We start from the raw sequence: 14,288 nt of genomic DNA on the forward strand, positions 1-14,288 counted from the left end.
TTACACACCGACATCCTTATTTCACCGGGGGGGGGCCTCTTTAACCCGACACCCGGCCCCACCGCCCTGATCCGTTGCGCGCGGGTCAGCCCAGACGCCTCGGCGCGAGACCCAGCCGGCGGTCCTTGAGCGCCGGGAACTGCTCCCGGGTGGTCGTGGCCTTCGCCGGATCGAACTCCACGGTGAGCACCTCCTCGTCGGCCCCGGCCTCGGCGAGCACCTCGCCCCAGGGGTCGACGACGATGCTGTGACCGGCCTGCTCGATCCCCGCGTGAGTACCCGACGACCCGACGGCCAGGACATACGCCTGGTTCTCGACCGCGCGGGCCTGGGCGAGCAGCGTCCAGTGCGAGCGGCGGCGCTCCGGCCAGCCGGCCGGGACGACCAGGGTCTCGGCCCCCGCGTCGACAAGCCCCCGGAACAGCTCGGGGAAGCGCAGGTCGTAGCAGGTCGCGAGGCCGAGCGTGGTCTCCGGCAGAGCGACGGTGACCAGCTCCTCACCGGCCCCCATCAACACGGCCTCGCCCTTGTCGAAGCCGAAGCGGTGGATCTTGCGGTACGAGGCGGCTCGCTCACCCTCGGGGGAGAACACCAGCGAGGTGTTGTAGAGGGTGCCGTCCTCGGCGCGCTCCACGAAGGACCCTGCGTGCAGCCAGACGCCCGCCTCGGCCGCGGCCTTCGCCATGGTGTCGTGCGTGGGGCCTTGCAGGGGCTCGGCCTCATCGGCGAACGCGTCATGCGCGAAGGCACCGACCGGCCAGAGCTCGGGGAGGACGACCAGATCCGCTTCCCGTTGTCCCACGACCAGTGAAGCCGCGCGCTCTCTACGAGAATTGACCGATTCATCCGGGTTTACTGCGATCTGGATGAGGGAGGCGAGCACACTACCACCGTCCTGGCATGGGAGCCGTCAACGCGGGCCTACGATCGTCACACGAAAGCACTGCCGGGGTGCCTGCTCGCAGCGTAACTTAGCGGGCGAGCCTCCCACGCAGCCCGCAGTCCGCAGACAGCACCGTCGGTGCCGGCCATCACGTCAGGCACTTCCCTGCTCGCCAGCCCATGCACCGCAGAACCGCACGAGGGGTCCCGTGACCGTCCATCCCAGCCTCCAGACCTATGCCGATGCCTGGACCCAGTCCATCGAGTCGATAGCCGAGCTGGTCAAGCCGCTCGCAGAGGGGGAGTGGAATCGCCGGACACCCTGCCCGGGCTGGTCGGTGCGCGACATCGTCTCGCACATCATCGGCATGGAGTGCGAGCAGCTCGGTGACCCCCGTCCGATCCACACGCTGCCGCGCGATCTGTACCACGTGCGGAACGACCACCAGCGCTACACGGAGATGCAGGTCGACGTACGGCGCCACCACACCGCACCGGAGATGACCGCGGAGCTGGAGTACACGCTCATCCGGCGCATGCGTCAGCTGCGCAACGAGTCACGTGACCCCGAGACCATGGTGCGGGCGCCCCTCGGCGCCGAGCAGACGCTGGAACTGTCCCTGCGCATGCGGGCCTTCGACGTCTGGGTGCACGAGCAGGATCTGCGTACGACGCTGGGGCAGCCCGGCAATCTGGATTCCCCGGGCGCCGTGGTCGTCCGGGACACGCTGCTGGCCGGACTGGCGAAGGTGGTCGCCAAGGACGCGGGGGCACCGCACGATTCGGCCGTGGTCTTCGATGTGCACGGTCCGCTGGAGTTCCTGCGCACCGTCAGGGTCGACGGCGAGGGCCGCGGTTCGGTCGACGGTGCACCTTCGCTCGGCCCCGTGGTGACCCTGGCGATGGACTGGGAGACGTACTACCGGCTGGCCTGCGGCCGGGTCAGGGCGCAGGCCGTGGAGGACCGGATCAAGGCCGAGGGCGACCAGGACCTGGCGGCCGAGATCCTGCGCCACTTCGCCGTGACCCCGTAGCCCCCGGCCCGGCGGCGCCCGTCCGTCGGCGGGGACCGGTCCGCCGACAGGTATCGGCACGGGCGCGCCGCCGGGGCGCCGTCAGGCGGGCACGTGCACGGCTTCGACCCGGCTGATGACGTGGTGGTCGCGTTCCCTGTGCGTCGCGCCGGCGTACAGCCGCAGGATCTGTACGACTCCGAGCGCCTCCAGGACGAAGACCGAGGCGAACGCGATGCGGAAGTTGTCGCCCGTCGCGTCCAGCAGGACACCGACCGCGAACAGGGTCGTCATCGAGGCGATGAAGCCACCCATGTTGACGATGCCGGCAGCGGTGCCCTGGCGTTCCGGCGGATTGGCCGGCCGGCCGAAGTCGAAGCCGATCATCGAGGCCGGGCCGCAGGCACCGAGCACCACGCACAGGGTGATCAGCAGCCACATCGGCGCGTGGTCCCCCGGGTAGAAGATCGTGGTCCCCCAGAGCAGCGCCGTCATCGCGACCGTGCCCAGCGCCAGCGGGGCGCGGGCGGCGTGATGGCGGGCGATGACCTGCCCGTAGACGAGCCCCACCACCATGTTGGAGAGCACCACCAGGGTGAGCAGTTCACCCGCGGTGCCCCTGCTCAGTCCCTGCGCCTCGACAAGGAACGGCATGCCCCACAGCAGCAGGAAGACCATGCCGGGGAACTGCGTGGTGAAGTGCACCCACATACCGAGGCGCGTGCCCGGCTCCCGCCAGGCGGCGGCGATCTGCTTCCGTACGTACGCCGCTCCGGCGTGCTCGGCGGGCGGCGGCTCGTGTCCCTCGGGGTGGTCCTTGAGGAACAGCAGCAGCGGGACGAGCACCACCACGCCCGCCAGCGAGCTGCCGACGAAGGTCGCGGTCCAGCCGTAGCCGTGCAGCGCGCGGGCGATGACGAGGGTCGAGACGAGGTTGCCCGCCATCCCGAACAGCCCGGCCACCTGCCCGACCACCGGTCCGCGGCGGGCCGGGAACCAGCGGGCACCGAGCCGCAGCACACTGATGAACGTCATCGCGTCGCCGCAGCCGAGCAGCGCGCGGGAGGCGAGCGCCATGCCGTACGAGGGCGAGAGCGCGAAGCTCAGCTGCCCCAGCGTGAAGAGCACCACCCCGATGGTGAGGACCTTCTTGGTGCCGAGCCGGTCGACCAGGAGGCCGACGGGTATCTGCATGCCGGCGTAGACGAGCAGCTGGAGGATGGAGAACGTCGACAGCGCGGAGGCGTTGACATGGAACCGGTCGGCGGCGTCGATTCCGGCGACGCCCAGGCTCGTACGGAAGATGATGGCGACGAAGTAGACGGCGACGCCGATGCCCCAGACCCACACGGCACGCCGGCCCCCGGGCGGGTCCCCCGGCAGGGAGAGGGTGGGAGCCGCGGAGGTCATCGGTCGTCCCCCCGGACCAGCACCCTGACCCGGCCGACATGGCGGCGTACGACCTGCGCCGCACCGTCGGCGTCGCCGGACCTGATGGCCTCCAGCAGCTCACCGTGCTCGGTGATGTTGGCGGCGATCCGGCCGGGATGCGCCTCCATCACGGCGACACCCATCCGCAACTGCCGGTCACGGAGCTGGTCGTAGAGACGGGAGAGGATCTCGTTGCCCGCGTTCTTCACGATCTCGGCGTGGAAGCAGCGGTCCTTGACGGAGACCGCGGCCAGATCGCCCGCCTCGGCGAGCTCCCGCTGCTCCTCCAGGAGCTGTTCGAGCCTGGCGATGAGCTGCTGCGGCGCGGGCACGGCCTTGCGCGCGGCGAACTCCTCCACGAGCAGCCGGGTCTCCACCACGTCGGAGATCTCCTGCGCGGAGACCGCGAGCACCAGCGCGCCCTTCTTCGGGTAGAGCTTGATCAGCCCTTCGACCTCCAGGCGGAGCAGCGCTTCGCGCACCGGGGTGCGGGATACGCCGACGGCCTCGGCCAGGTCGCCTTCGGTGAGGAGCGTGCCGCCCTCGTAACGGCGGTCGAGGACCGCCTCCTTGATGTGGGTGTAGACGCGCTCGGCCGCGGGTGGCGGCTTGGGAGCGGCCGTCTTGCGGGCCAGGGGCGATGCGGTGGGTGAGGCGGGCATGCACACAGCATAGATACAAGATGCGTACGTCCGCTTTCCCTGTCCGCGATCCGGACCCGGCCACCCCTCCACGGGCGCTCCCGCAGCACACTGTCACTCTTACGGGTGTACAGCCCTTCGGGACCCTCATGAGTCTCATGACCAGGGCGGCGCTTCCGTGCGGCGCCCTCTTCAGGGATATTTGGAGCACTTACGTTGAAACATGGCATCACGGGTATCCGCCGCGCCTCCGTCGCGGCCACGGTCACCCTGACCGCAGGGGCGGTACTCGCGGGCGGCGCGTTCGCCTCCACGGCCCGGGCAGCGGCACCGCCGAAGCCCAAGATCACCGCCAAGGGCGGTTTCGTGATGGACAGCGGGACAGCGAAGACGCTCTACGGCAAGGCCGCGGACACCCGTCGCTCCACCGGCTCCACGACGAAGGTCATGACCGCCAAGGTGGTGCTGGCACAGAAGAATCTGAACCTTGATTCCAAGGTCAAGATCCAGAAGGCGTACAGCGACTACATCGTCAAGAACACCGCCTCGTCGGCCCGGCTGATCGTCGGCGACAAGGTCACGGTCCGCCAGCTCCTGTACGGCCTGATGCTGCCCTCGGGCTGCGACGCCGCGTACGCGCTGGCCGACAAGTTCGGCTCAGGCTCCACGCGTGCGGCCCGGGTGAAGTCCTTCATCGGCAAGATGAACGCCTCCGCGAAGAGCCTCGGCCTGAAGAACACCCACTTCGACTCGTTCGACGGCATCGGCAGCGGATCGAACTACTCCACGCCGCGCGACCTGACGAAGATCGCCGCGAGCGCGATGAAGAACTCCACGTTCCGCACGGTCGTGAAGACGAAGTCGACGAAGCAGAAGGTCACGACCAAGTCCGGCGGCTACCGCTACATGTCGTGGTCGAACACCAACCCGCTGCTGGGCGGTTACAGCGGCGCGATCGGCGTGAAGACAGGCTCGGGCCCCTCGGCCAAGTACTGCCTGGTCTTCGCCGCGACCCGTAAGGGCAGGACGGTCATCGGCACGGTCCTGACCTCCTCCTCGGCGGCGAACCGCACCTCGGACGCGAAGAAGCTCCTGGACTACGCCTTCAAGAAGTAGCCCGGTCCGACGTGACGGAGGAGGGGCCCCGTACGGCGTGCGGGGCCCCTCCTCCGTGTCCGGCAACGCGGATCAGTTGCCGCTCCCGCCCTGGCCGGCGCTGCCGACCGGGCCGACCAGCACCTGGTCACCGTTGCCGCCGTCCCCCGCGGGCAGCGAGCTCTCGCCCGGCCAGTCGAGGGTGACCGACTTCGTCTGGTTCGGCGGGGTCACCACAAGACCCGTGATGCTGACGCCGGAACCGCCCGTCTTGTTGAGCGGGTAGCTGACGTAGAAGTCGATCTCCTTGCCGTTCTTGAGGGTGTACGGGGCGTCGGCCTTGCCCTTACGCGTGGCGGAGATCGTCCCCGCGTTGGTCTTCAGGTCGACACCCGCGAACCCGGAGATCACACAGTCGGAGCCGCCGCCGTTCTTCAGCGCCACCGCGATGCTGCCATCGGGGTCGCCGTCGATGAAGGTGTTGACTGCCGTGACCTCCAGCTCGTCGGTGGTGCACTGCCCGGCCTTGGCGTCCGAACCGCCCCCGGTCCCGCCGGAAGTCGACACCTCATCGGGAGCGGCGGAGCCCTTCCCGCCGTCCTGGTCCGAACCGCCCGAGTCCGACCCTCCGCCGGAGGTGGACTCGGCGGACGCCGACGCGGACGACTGGTCGGGCTGTCCCAGGGGGCCGTCGTCCTCCTGGCAGGCGGTGAGCGACAGACCCGCAGCAACGACCAGGGCAGCGAAGGTGATCTTGCGAGCGCGCATCGTTTCTTCCTCACATCGGTTGACAGTGCCGGCCGCTCGGATCGGATCGGTACGAGCGAACGCATCTGATCAACAGGAGCGGTCCGGAGCGCTCAGCCGTTCCACCTGGCCACCGCCTAATGCATGGCTGTTACGCCCAATGCATGGCTGTTACACAAGCGCGGGACCGGCCCTTCCTTCTCCGGGCCCCCGGACATGCCGATGGGCCCGCGCAGCCTTCACGCGGGCCCATCGCACACACCTACGCCCAGGTGATCAGACGCTTCGGCTGCTCAAGGACCGCCGCGATGTCCGCGAGCACCTTGGAACCGAGCTCACCGTCGACCAGCCTGTGGTCGAACGAGAGCGCCAGCGTGGTCACCTGGCGGGGCTTCACCTTGCCCTTGTGGACCCACGGCTGGAGCTTGATGGCCCCGACCGCGAGGATCGCGGACTCACCCGGATTCAGGATCGGCGTACCGGTGTCGACGCCGAAGACGCCGACGTTGGTGATGGTCACCGTGCCGCCGGCCATCGCGGCGGGGGACGTCTTCCCCTCCCGTGCGGTGGTGACCAGCTCGCCCAGCGCCTCGCCCAGCTGCGGCAGCGTCCTGTCGTGCGCGTCCTTGATGTTCGGCACGATCAGGCCGCGCGGGGTGGCGGCCGCGATACCCAGGTTGACGTAGTGCTTCTGCACGATCTCCTGGTTGGCCTCGTCCCAGGCGGCGTTGATCCCCGGGTTCCGCTTGATCGCGACCAGGAGGGCCTTGGCGATGATCAGGAGCGGGTTGACCCGCACCCCCGCCATGTCCTTGTCCTCCTTGAGCTCGGCGACCAGCTTCATCGTGCGCGTCACGTCGACGGTCACGAACTCCGTGACGTGCGGCGCGGTGAAGGCGCTGCCGACCATGGCCTGCGCGATGGCCTTGCGTACGCCCTTGACCGGGATGCGGGTCTCCCGGCCCGCCCCGTCCACCGGCGCCGCCACGGGGACGGGGACCAGGTCCGCCTCGTCCGCCCGTGCGGGGGCTTCGGCGGGGGCCTCGGGCGCGGCGGCCGCGTGGATGTCCTCGCGGGTGATGATCCCGCCCTCACCGGTCGGCGTGACCGTGGCGAGGTCGATCCCCAGGTCCTTCGCCAGCTTGCGCACCGGCGGCTTGGCGAGCGGACGGCTCTCCGCCTTCGCCCGGTGGCCGTTGAGCTCGGCCTGGGCCGCGGCGGCGGCCGGGCCCGGGACCTCGGCACCCTTGCGGGCACGGCGCTTCGTGGAGCTCTCGGCCACGCCGTAGCCGACGAGCACCGGCTGACGGCCCTGGGGCACCTCGGCTTCGGCCTCTGCCTCCGGTGCGGCTTCCGCGGCCGTGTCCTGCGCTGCCGGGGCTTCACCGCTCCCCGGCGCCACGTCCACCGCGATGATCACCTCGCCGACGTCGACGGTCGAGCCCTCGGGGAAGCGCAGCTCGTGCACCACCCCGTCGAACGGGATCGGCAGCTCCACGGCGGCCTTGGCCGTCTCGACCTCGCACACCACCTGGCCGTCGGTGACGGTGTCGCCGGGCTGGACGAACCACTTGAGGATCTCCGCCTCGGTCAGTCCTTCGCCCACGTCGGGCATCTTGAACTCGCGCAAACGAGCAGACGTTTCGGTCATCGTCGTCACGACCCTCTCCTCAGTACGCCAGCGAGCGGTCGACGGCATCGAGAACCCGGTCGAGCCCTGGCAGGTACTCGTCCTCCAGCCGGGCCGGCGGGTAGGGGACGTGGTAACCGCCGACCCGCAGCACCGGCGCCTCGAGATGGTAGAAGCAGCGCTCGGTGATCCGCGCCGCGATCTCCGCACCCGAGCCGTAGAACACCGGGGCCTCGTGGACCACCACGAGCCGGCCGGTCTTCTCGACCGAGGTCTGTACGGCGTCGAAGTCGATCGGGGACATCGACCGGAGGTCCAGGACCTCGATCGACTTGCCCTCCTCCTGCGCCGCGGCGGCCGCCTCCAGGCAGACCTTCACCATCGGGCCGTACGCGACGAGCGTGAGGTCCGAGCCCTCACGGGCCACGGCGGCCTTGTGGAGCGGGCCGGGGATGGACTCGGTGTCGAGCTCCCCCTTGTCCCAGTAACGCCGCTTGGGCTCGAAGAAGATGATCGGATCGTCGCTCTGGACGGCCTGCTGCATCATCCAGTAGCCGTCGCTCGCGTTGGACGGCGAGACGACCTTCAGTCCCGCCACATGCGCGAACAGCGCTTCGGGCGACTCGCTGTGGTGCTCGACGGCGCCGATGCCGCCGCCGTACGGGATACGGATGACGATCGGCATCTTGATCTTGCCGAGCGCGCGGGCGTGCATCTTGGCGAGCTGCGTGACGATCTGGTCGTACGCGGGGAAGACGAAGCCGTCGAACTGGATCTCGACGATCGGGCGGTAGCCGCGCAGGGCCAGGCCGATCGCCGTACCGACGATGCCGGACTCGGCGAGCGGGGTGTCGATGACACGGTCCTCGCCGAAGTCCTTCTGGAGCCCGTCCGTGATGCGGAAGACCCCGCCGAGCTTGCCGACGTCCTCACCCATGATCAGGATCTTGGGGTCGGTCTCCAGGGCCTTGCGCAGCGACTCGTTGAGCGCCTTGGCGAGGGACAGTTTCTGGGCGGCCATGGCTAGTTGCCCTCCTCGGCGAACGATGCCTGGTAGGCGGCGAACTGGGCACGCTCCTCGTCGACGAGCGGGCTGCCGTCGGCGTAGGCGTGGTCGAAGATGGCCAGCCGCTCCGGGTCGGGCATGGCCCGTACCGCTTCGCGTACCCGCTTGCCGAGGATCTCGCTCTCCTCGTCCAGCGCGGTGAAGTACGCCGCGTCGGCGAGGTCCTGCTTCTCCAGGTAGGTGCGCAGGCGCAGGAGCGGGTCCTTCGCCTCCCATGCCGCACGCTCCTCGTCCGCCCGGTACTTGGTCGGGTCGTCGGAGGTGGTGTGGGCACCCATCCGGTAGGTGAACGCCTCGACGAGGGTGGGCCCCTCGCCCCTCCTGGCCCGCTCCAGCGCCGATTTGGTGACGGCCAGACAGGCGAGGACGTCGTTGCCGTCGACCCTGACCCCAGGGAAACCGAAGCCTTGCGCGCGCTGGTAGAGCGGTACTCGCGTCTGCTTCTCGGTCGGCTCGGAGATCGCCCACTGGTTGTTCTGGCAGAAGAACACGACGGGGGCGTTGTAGACGGCGGAGAAGGTGAAGGACTCCGCCACGTCGCCCTGGCTGGACGCGCCGTCACCGAAGTACGCGATGACCGCCGAGTCCGCGCCGTCCTTGGCGACACCCATGGCGTAGCCGGTGGCGTGCAGGGTCTGCGAGCCGATGACGATCGTGTACAGGTGGAAGTTGTTGGTGTTCGGGTCCCAGCCGCCGTGGTTCACGCCGCGGAACATCCCGAGCAGATTGGTCGGGTCCACGCCCCGGCACCAGGCGACGCCGTGCTCCCGGTAGGTCGGGAAGACGTAGTCGTCGTCGCGCAGTGCCCGGCCGGAGCCGATCTGCGCGGCCTCCTGGCCCAGCAGCGAGGCCCACAGGCCCAGCTCGCCCTGGCGCTGCAGAGCGGTGGCCTCGGCGTCGAAGCGGCGTGTCAGGACCATGTCCCGGTAGAGGCCGCGGAGCTCGTCCGCACTCAGGTCGATCTCGAAGTCCGGATGCTCGACGCGCTCACCCTCGGGCGTCAGCAGCTGGACCAGCTGAGGGTCTGAACCCTCCGGCGTCTTCGCGGTCGTCTTCGCGGCGCTGGTCCGCTTGCTGCTGCGTCGCGGTTTACGCGCGGCAGTGCTCTCCACGGTCACGTGCGTGCTCCTCCGTCGGTCCGGCCCCCGGGATGGCCGGGAACCAGTGCGGCTCGCCTGTGTCCGGACCCGTGCACGGGGTGGGTGCTACTCGGCCGGGAACAGGCGTGACAGGTGCCCCGGCGAGCGTCCTGTCATAAGCACGTTACCCAGTGCGTCGCATAACTGCGAAACACCTTGTGACCTGCGATTTTGCTTGGATTTCCAAGTAAATCCCGAAAATCGCGAACTCCCGCTGGTCACAGCGTTGATAACAGCCTGGCAGGCAGCCGGAACAACGGCACGTTATCCCGGTGGACAGCCTCAGGGAAGGGCGGACGACAAAGGAGTGTGTGAGACTTCGAATGTGCGCGAAGAAGGAAAAATCACGGTATTCCTGCTCGACGATCACGAAGTCGTCCGGCGCGGAGTTCATGAGCTGCTGTCCTCCGAGGAGGACATCGAGGTCGTCGGCGAAGCGGGCACGGCCGCGGACGCGCTCGCACGGATCCCGGCGACCCGGCCCGACGTCGCCGTCCTGGACGTACGGCTGCCGGATGGCAGCGGGGTGGAGGTCTGCCGCGAGGTCCGCTCGAAGAACGAGGACATCAAATGCCTGATGCTCACCTCGTACGCCGATGACGAGGCACTCTTCGACGCGATCATGGCAGGCGCCTCGGGATACGTGCTCAAGGCCATCCGGGGCAACGAGCTGCTCAGCGCCGTACGCGATGTGGCGGCCGGAAAGTCCCTCCTGGACCCGGCGGCCACCGCCCGCGTCCTCGAACGGCTGCGCGAGGGCAAGGACGGCAAGGGCGACGACCGTCTCGCCGGGCTGACCGACCAGGAGCGCAGGATCCTCGACCTGATCGGCGAGGGGCTGACCAACCGGGTGATCGGTGAGCGGCTGCACCTCGCGGAGAAGACCATCAAGAACTACGTCTCCAGCCTGCTCTCCAAGCTGGGTATGGAGCGGCGTTCCCAGGCGGCGGCGTACGTGGCGAGGCGCCAGGCCGAAAAGCGCTGAGGGGCGGTCAGGGACTTTGGTCCTGACCGCCGGGGGCCGCGGACTCTTACACGCCTCCTACCTGTGGCGGAGAGTGGGGACATGCTTTCCTCCCGCCCCTCCGACACCGGAACCGTCGGCTCCTGTGCCCCGACCGGCACGTCCCGCGCGACCGGCTCCGGCCCGACCGGCCCCTCCCACCCGTCCGCCTCGTCGGCCTCCTCCGCCGCGGACAAGCCCCGGGCCATCGAGCTGCTCAGCAGTGTCCGCTACGGCAGGCTGGCCATGAGCATGCGCGCACTGCCCTTTCTGGCGATGGCCCGGCACCTGGTGATCGAGGGTCGCGTCGTCCTGCGGATGCACAGGGGGCTCGGCTTCCACGAGTCCTGCGACGGGAGCGTCATCGCCTACGGGGCGGACAACTTCAACTCCCCTGCGTCCGGCGGTGCGGAGGAGCTCTGGTCGGTGCAGTTCACCGGCCCGGCCGAGATCGTGCATCCGGGCTCCGACCAGCGTGAACGCTTCGGGGCGGGCCCCGCCGACGTGAACGGCGAACGCTTCGATCCGGTGTATCTGCGGCTCGATCCGCACCTCACCCATATGCACACTCTGACCTACGACGCAAGTCCGTAAAACCAGCCACTCAGTGTCACCTAACATGTGGCACGTGCTGCGCTCATATGTGACCCACCCGCCTGTCCCTCCGGTCGGCGAGGTCCTGCGCCGCTACCCGGACGCCGGTGAACCCCTCACGTGCGAACCCATCGGCAAGGGCCTGCTCAACCACGGATACCGCGTGTCCACCACCCGCGGCTCGTACTTCCTCAAGCACCACCTGGACAAGCACCACCTCGACGACTCCAGTGGAGATCACGCCACGATCGTCCGGCAGCACCGTGCGACCCAGCAGCTGCACTCCCTCGGTGTCCCGGTGGCCCCGCCCCTCGCGGACACACAGGGTGACACGGTCACGGTGATCGGCGGTCGGCGCTACGCGCTGCACCGGTGGGTGGACGGCCTCCACCGGGACGGTGCGCAGCTGACGACCGCCCAGTCGCGCCGGCTCGGGGCGCTGCTCGGAGCCGTGCACATGGGCCTGGAGCAGGTCATGGAGGCGGACCCGCCACCTCCGGCAGGGGGACAGAGCCCCGATCCCGCCGACACGTTCACGCTGATCGACGAGTTGCTGACGGCCGCGCGGCGGATGGGGCATCGGGACGCGTTCGACGAGCTGGCCGTGCACCGGCTCGTCGAGCGCCGTGCCCTGCTGGAGCAGCACGCGCACCGCCGCCCGCCCACCCCCGAAAACTCCGCCGGCGGATGGGTGCACGGCGACTTCCACCCGCTGAATCTGCTCTACCGCGGAGCCGACCCCGTCGCGATCGTGGACTGGGACCGGCTCGGCGTGCAGCCGCGCGCCGAGGAGGCCGTACGGGCTGCGGCGATCTTCTTCGTACGGCCGGACGGCGAGCTGGCGCTGGAGAAGGTGCGGGCGTACGCCCGCGCCTACCGGCGCTCGGCGGGCGCCGGGGCGGCCGAGCTGGCGGCTGCGGTGCACCGGGTGTGGTGGGAGCGCCTCAACGACTTCTGGATACTGCGCTGGCGCTACCGCCTGAACGACCGCAGGGCCGACCCACAGTTCCCTGCGGTGTCGGCCCTGGCGGTGTGGTGGACGCGCGAGTACGAGGCGGTCAGCGAGGCCTTCACGGGGTGAGGCCCGCGGCATCACGGGGTAGACCCGCCGTCACGGCCCGGGGAGGCGGCCCGCCGTCACGGCCTGGGTCAAAGGCCCGGTGGGGCCCGCCGTCACGTCGTGCCGGCGGTCACCCGCTGGTGCCCGCCGCTGCGGCGCCCTCCACGCTGCCGGCCACGGTCCCGTCCGTCGTGTTCCCCTCGTCGTCGCCGCCCGCGCCGCCGTCGTCGGTGCCGCCTTCGGTGGCACCACCGTTGTCACCGGTCCCGCCGTCCTCGGTGCCGCCGCCCTCGGCCGTGCCCGGGTCGGACTCGGTGGGTGTCACCGTCGGTTCCTGGGTCGGCCGGGTCGGCTCGGCCGGCGGGGTCCACGTCGACTCCTCGGTGGGCCACGTCTGACCACCCGACGAGTTGCCCGGATCCTCGGTCTCCTCCGTCTCCTCGTCCGACGGCTCCGGTGAGGGCGTGGTCGGGGAGGGGGAGACCGAGGTGGAGGGCGTGGTCGGGGTCTTCACCTTGTCACCGTCGCCCTTCGCCGCCTGGAGGGCGAACGCGACGCCCGCACCGATCGCGATCAGCGCGAGCAGGACGAACAGCAGCATCTTGCCGCGACCGCCGCCACCGCGCCGGCCGCCGCCCGCGTACGCCCCGTCGTCGGGGTTCATGGGCGGCAGGATCGGGCCCTGCGAGGTGGTCCCGTGGACGGGATGCCCCATGGCCGCGGTGCCGCCCATGTTCATCGCCGCCGTGTGGCCACGGTCCTGCGCGTCGACCGGGCCGGTGTTCCAGGTGCCCGTGTGCCCGCCCTGGACCTGCAGCATCTGCAGGCTGTACTGGACGAGTCCGCGCATCTCCTCGGCACTCTGGAACCGGTCGTCCGGGTCCTTCGCGAGGGAGCGCATCACGAGCCCGTCCAGCTCCGGCGGGACCTCCCCGGTCTGGGAGGGTGGCACCGGCATGTCCTGGACGTGCTGGTAGACGACGGAAAGCGGGGTCTCGCCGGTGAACGGGGGCCGCAGGGCGAGGAGTTCGTAGAGGAGGCAGCCGGTGGCGTAGAGGTCGGAGCGGTGATCGACGGCCTTGCCGAGCGCCTGCTCGGGGGAGAGGTACTGGGGCGTGCCCATGACCATGCCGGTCTGGGTCATCGTCGACTGGGCGCCGTGCAGCGCACGGGCGATGCCGAAGTCCATCACCTTGACCGCGCCGGAGTGCGTGATGATCACGTTCGCCGGCTTGATGTCGCGGTGCACGATGCCGTGCTGGTGGGAGTACGCCAGGGCCTCGAGGACGCCCGAGACGATGATCAGCGCCTGCTCCGGCGGCGGGGCCTCCGCCTCCAGCAGCAGATCGCGGATGGTGTTGCCCTCGACGAGCTCCATCACGATGTACGGCACGGTCGCCCCGCCCACGACGTCCTCGCCCGAGTCGTACACGGCGACGATCGCATGGTGGTTGAGCCCGGCGACCGACTGTGCCTCACGCGTGAAACGGGCCTTGGAGACCGGGTCCTCGGCAAGATCGGAACGGAGCAGCTTCACCGCCACCGTGCGCCCGAGGCGGACGTCCTCCGCGGCGTACACCTCGGCCATGCCACCGCGACCGAGCCGGTGGGTCATGCGGTAACGGCCGTCCCCGACCACACCGCCGACACCCCAGGAGTCGGTGCCATCCGAGACTCCGCCGCCGTTTGCTTCGGAATCGGGTGCCATCAGTCCTCGCCGTCGTATCTGTCCGCGCGTCCGCGGGTGCTCACGGTGCCTTGCTGCATTGCCACGTCACGCTACAGCCTCTGTCCGACACGCCGGTCCACAGAGTGACCGGCCATCCAATCGGCTCGCGCGCCGTCCACGCAAATTCCATGCGCGTCCTGTAACGCTTCCGAGACGCTTCCTGTGCGTAGGGTCACGGAACGGGCACCCGGCTTGACGTGTCGTACCCCTCGGGCAGACTTGGCCCGTCATAGGGATGATCGCGTCCGTCGGGCGCCG

The 14,288-nt window shown here is 69.7% G+C and carries 13 protein-coding genes; 5 read left to right on the plus strand and 8 right to left on the minus strand.

Translation table 11 applies throughout. The annotated features are described in order from the left end of the window. Nucleotides 1–85 precede the first annotated feature (85 nt). Entirely contained in the window at nt 86–883 is a 798-nt protein-coding gene (locus AB0C75_RS02125; protein ID WP_362886167.1) for a carbon-nitrogen family hydrolase, read from the minus strand. A gap of 208 nt (nt 884–1,091) precedes the next feature. On the opposite strand from AB0C75_RS02125, the gene AB0C75_RS02130 reads away from it, so the two are divergent. Continuing rightward, nucleotides 1,092–1,916 carry a maleylpyruvate isomerase family mycothiol-dependent enzyme gene (locus tag AB0C75_RS02130; RefSeq protein ID WP_362886169.1) on the plus strand — a complete coding sequence of 275 codons (825 nt, stop codon included), beginning with the start codon at nt 1,092–1,094 and terminating at the stop codon, nt 1,914–1,916. 81 nt (nt 1,917–1,997) lie between these two features. Here the strand turns inward: AB0C75_RS02130 and AB0C75_RS02135 are convergent, their stop codons facing one another. Next, on the minus strand, nt 1,998–3,305 hold the full coding sequence (locus AB0C75_RS02135) for an MFS transporter (RefSeq protein WP_362886171.1): 1,308 nt from the start codon (nt 3,303–3,305) through the stop codon (nt 1,998–2,000). After that, nucleotides 3,302–3,988, minus strand: coding sequence for a GntR family transcriptional regulator (locus tag AB0C75_RS02140; protein ID WP_362886173.1), 687 nt, complete (start codon nt 3,986–3,988; stop codon nt 3,302–3,304). The genes AB0C75_RS02135 and AB0C75_RS02140 overlap by 4 nt, the downstream gene beginning before the upstream one ends. Before the next feature lie 195 nt (nt 3,989–4,183). Between AB0C75_RS02140 and AB0C75_RS02145 the strand changes: the two genes are divergently transcribed. Continuing rightward, nucleotides 4,184–5,083 carry a D-alanyl-D-alanine carboxypeptidase gene (locus AB0C75_RS02145; protein WP_362886174.1) on the plus strand — a complete coding sequence of 300 codons (900 nt, stop codon included), beginning with the start codon at nt 4,184–4,186 and terminating at the stop codon, nt 5,081–5,083. 72 nt (nt 5,084–5,155) lie between these two features. Here AB0C75_RS02145 and AB0C75_RS02150 read toward each other — a convergent pair whose 3' ends face one another. The 4 genes from AB0C75_RS02150 to pdhA form a co-directional block, all read right to left on the minus strand. Then, complete coding sequence (locus tag AB0C75_RS02150) at nt 5,156–5,830, minus strand: DUF4232 domain-containing protein (protein ID WP_362886175.1); 675 nt, start codon at nt 5,828–5,830, stop codon at nt 5,156–5,158. 241 nt (nt 5,831–6,071) lie between these two features. Further along, nucleotides 6,072–7,469, minus strand: coding sequence for a dihydrolipoamide acetyltransferase family protein (locus AB0C75_RS02155; protein WP_362886177.1), 1,398 nt, complete (start codon nt 7,467–7,469; stop codon nt 6,072–6,074). A gap of 10 nt (nt 7,470–7,479) precedes the next feature. Beyond that, nucleotides 7,480–8,460 (minus strand): alpha-ketoacid dehydrogenase subunit beta, encoded by a 981-nt coding sequence (locus AB0C75_RS02160; protein ID WP_362886179.1) that lies wholly within the window; start codon nt 8,458–8,460, stop codon nt 7,480–7,482. 2 nt (nt 8,461–8,462) lie between these two features. Then, entirely contained in the window at nt 8,463–9,623 is a 1,161-nt protein-coding gene (pdhA, locus tag AB0C75_RS02165; protein WP_362886181.1) for a pyruvate dehydrogenase (acetyl-transferring) E1 component subunit alpha, read from the minus strand. Between the two features lie 346 nt (nt 9,624–9,969). Between pdhA and AB0C75_RS02170 the strand changes: the two genes are divergently transcribed. The 3 genes from AB0C75_RS02170 to AB0C75_RS02180 all read left to right on the plus strand — a co-directional run bounded on the left by AB0C75_RS02170 (nt 9,970) and on the right by AB0C75_RS02180 (nt 12,322). Then, on the plus strand, nt 9,970–10,629 hold the full coding sequence (locus tag AB0C75_RS02170; RefSeq protein WP_362886183.1) for a response regulator transcription factor: 660 nt from the start codon (nt 9,970–9,972) through the stop codon (nt 10,627–10,629). An 81-nt stretch (nt 10,630–10,710) separates the two neighbouring features. Continuing rightward, nucleotides 10,711–11,241: a pyridoxamine 5'-phosphate oxidase family protein gene (locus tag AB0C75_RS02175; RefSeq protein ID WP_362886185.1), complete on the plus strand. Its 531-nt coding sequence runs from the start codon at nt 10,711–10,713 to the stop codon at nt 11,239–11,241. Nucleotides 11,242–11,266: 25 nt separating this feature from the next. Beyond that, nucleotides 11,267–12,322, plus strand: a complete 1,056-nt coding sequence (locus AB0C75_RS02180; RefSeq protein ID WP_362886187.1) for a phosphotransferase — start codon at nt 11,267–11,269, stop codon at nt 12,320–12,322. A 109-nt stretch (nt 12,323–12,431) separates the two neighbouring features. Here AB0C75_RS02180 and AB0C75_RS02185 read toward each other — a convergent pair whose 3' ends face one another. After that, a complete protein-coding gene (locus tag AB0C75_RS02185; RefSeq protein WP_362886189.1) occupies nt 12,432–14,009 on the minus strand; it encodes a protein kinase in 1,578 nt (525 codons plus the stop codon). Nucleotides 14,010–14,288 lie beyond the last annotated feature (279 nt).

Origin of the sequence: Streptomyces sp. NPDC048565 (assembly GCF_040650935.1) — a bacterium.
GTDB lineage: Bacteria > Actinomycetota > Actinomycetes > Streptomycetales > Streptomycetaceae > Streptomyces.

Coding starts and splice junctions, on each gene's coding strand:
- AB0C75_RS02135 (WP_362886171.1), bottom strand. CDS start 3,305: ATGACCTCCGCGGCTCCCACCCTCTCCCTGCCGGGGGACCCGCCCGGG.
- AB0C75_RS02140 (WP_362886173.1), bottom strand. CDS start 3,988: ATGCCCGCCTCACCCACCGCATCGCCCCTGGCCCGCAAGACGGCCGCT.
- AB0C75_RS02150 (WP_362886175.1), bottom strand. CDS start 5,830: ATGCGCGCTCGCAAGATCACCTTCGCTGCCCTGGTCGTTGCTGCGGGT.
- AB0C75_RS02160 (WP_362886179.1), bottom strand. CDS start 8,460: ATGGCCGCCCAGAAACTGTCCCTCGCCAAGGCGCTCAACGAGTCGCTG.
- AB0C75_RS02175 (WP_362886185.1), top strand. CDS start 10,711: ATGCTTTCCTCCCGCCCCTCCGACACCGGAACCGTCGGCTCCTGTGCC.
- AB0C75_RS02180 (WP_362886187.1), top strand. CDS start 11,267: ATGTGGCACGTGCTGCGCTCATATGTGACCCACCCGCCTGTCCCTCCG.
- AB0C75_RS02185 (WP_362886189.1), bottom strand. CDS start 14,009: ATGGCACCCGATTCCGAAGCAAACGGCGGCGGAGTCTCGGATGGCACC.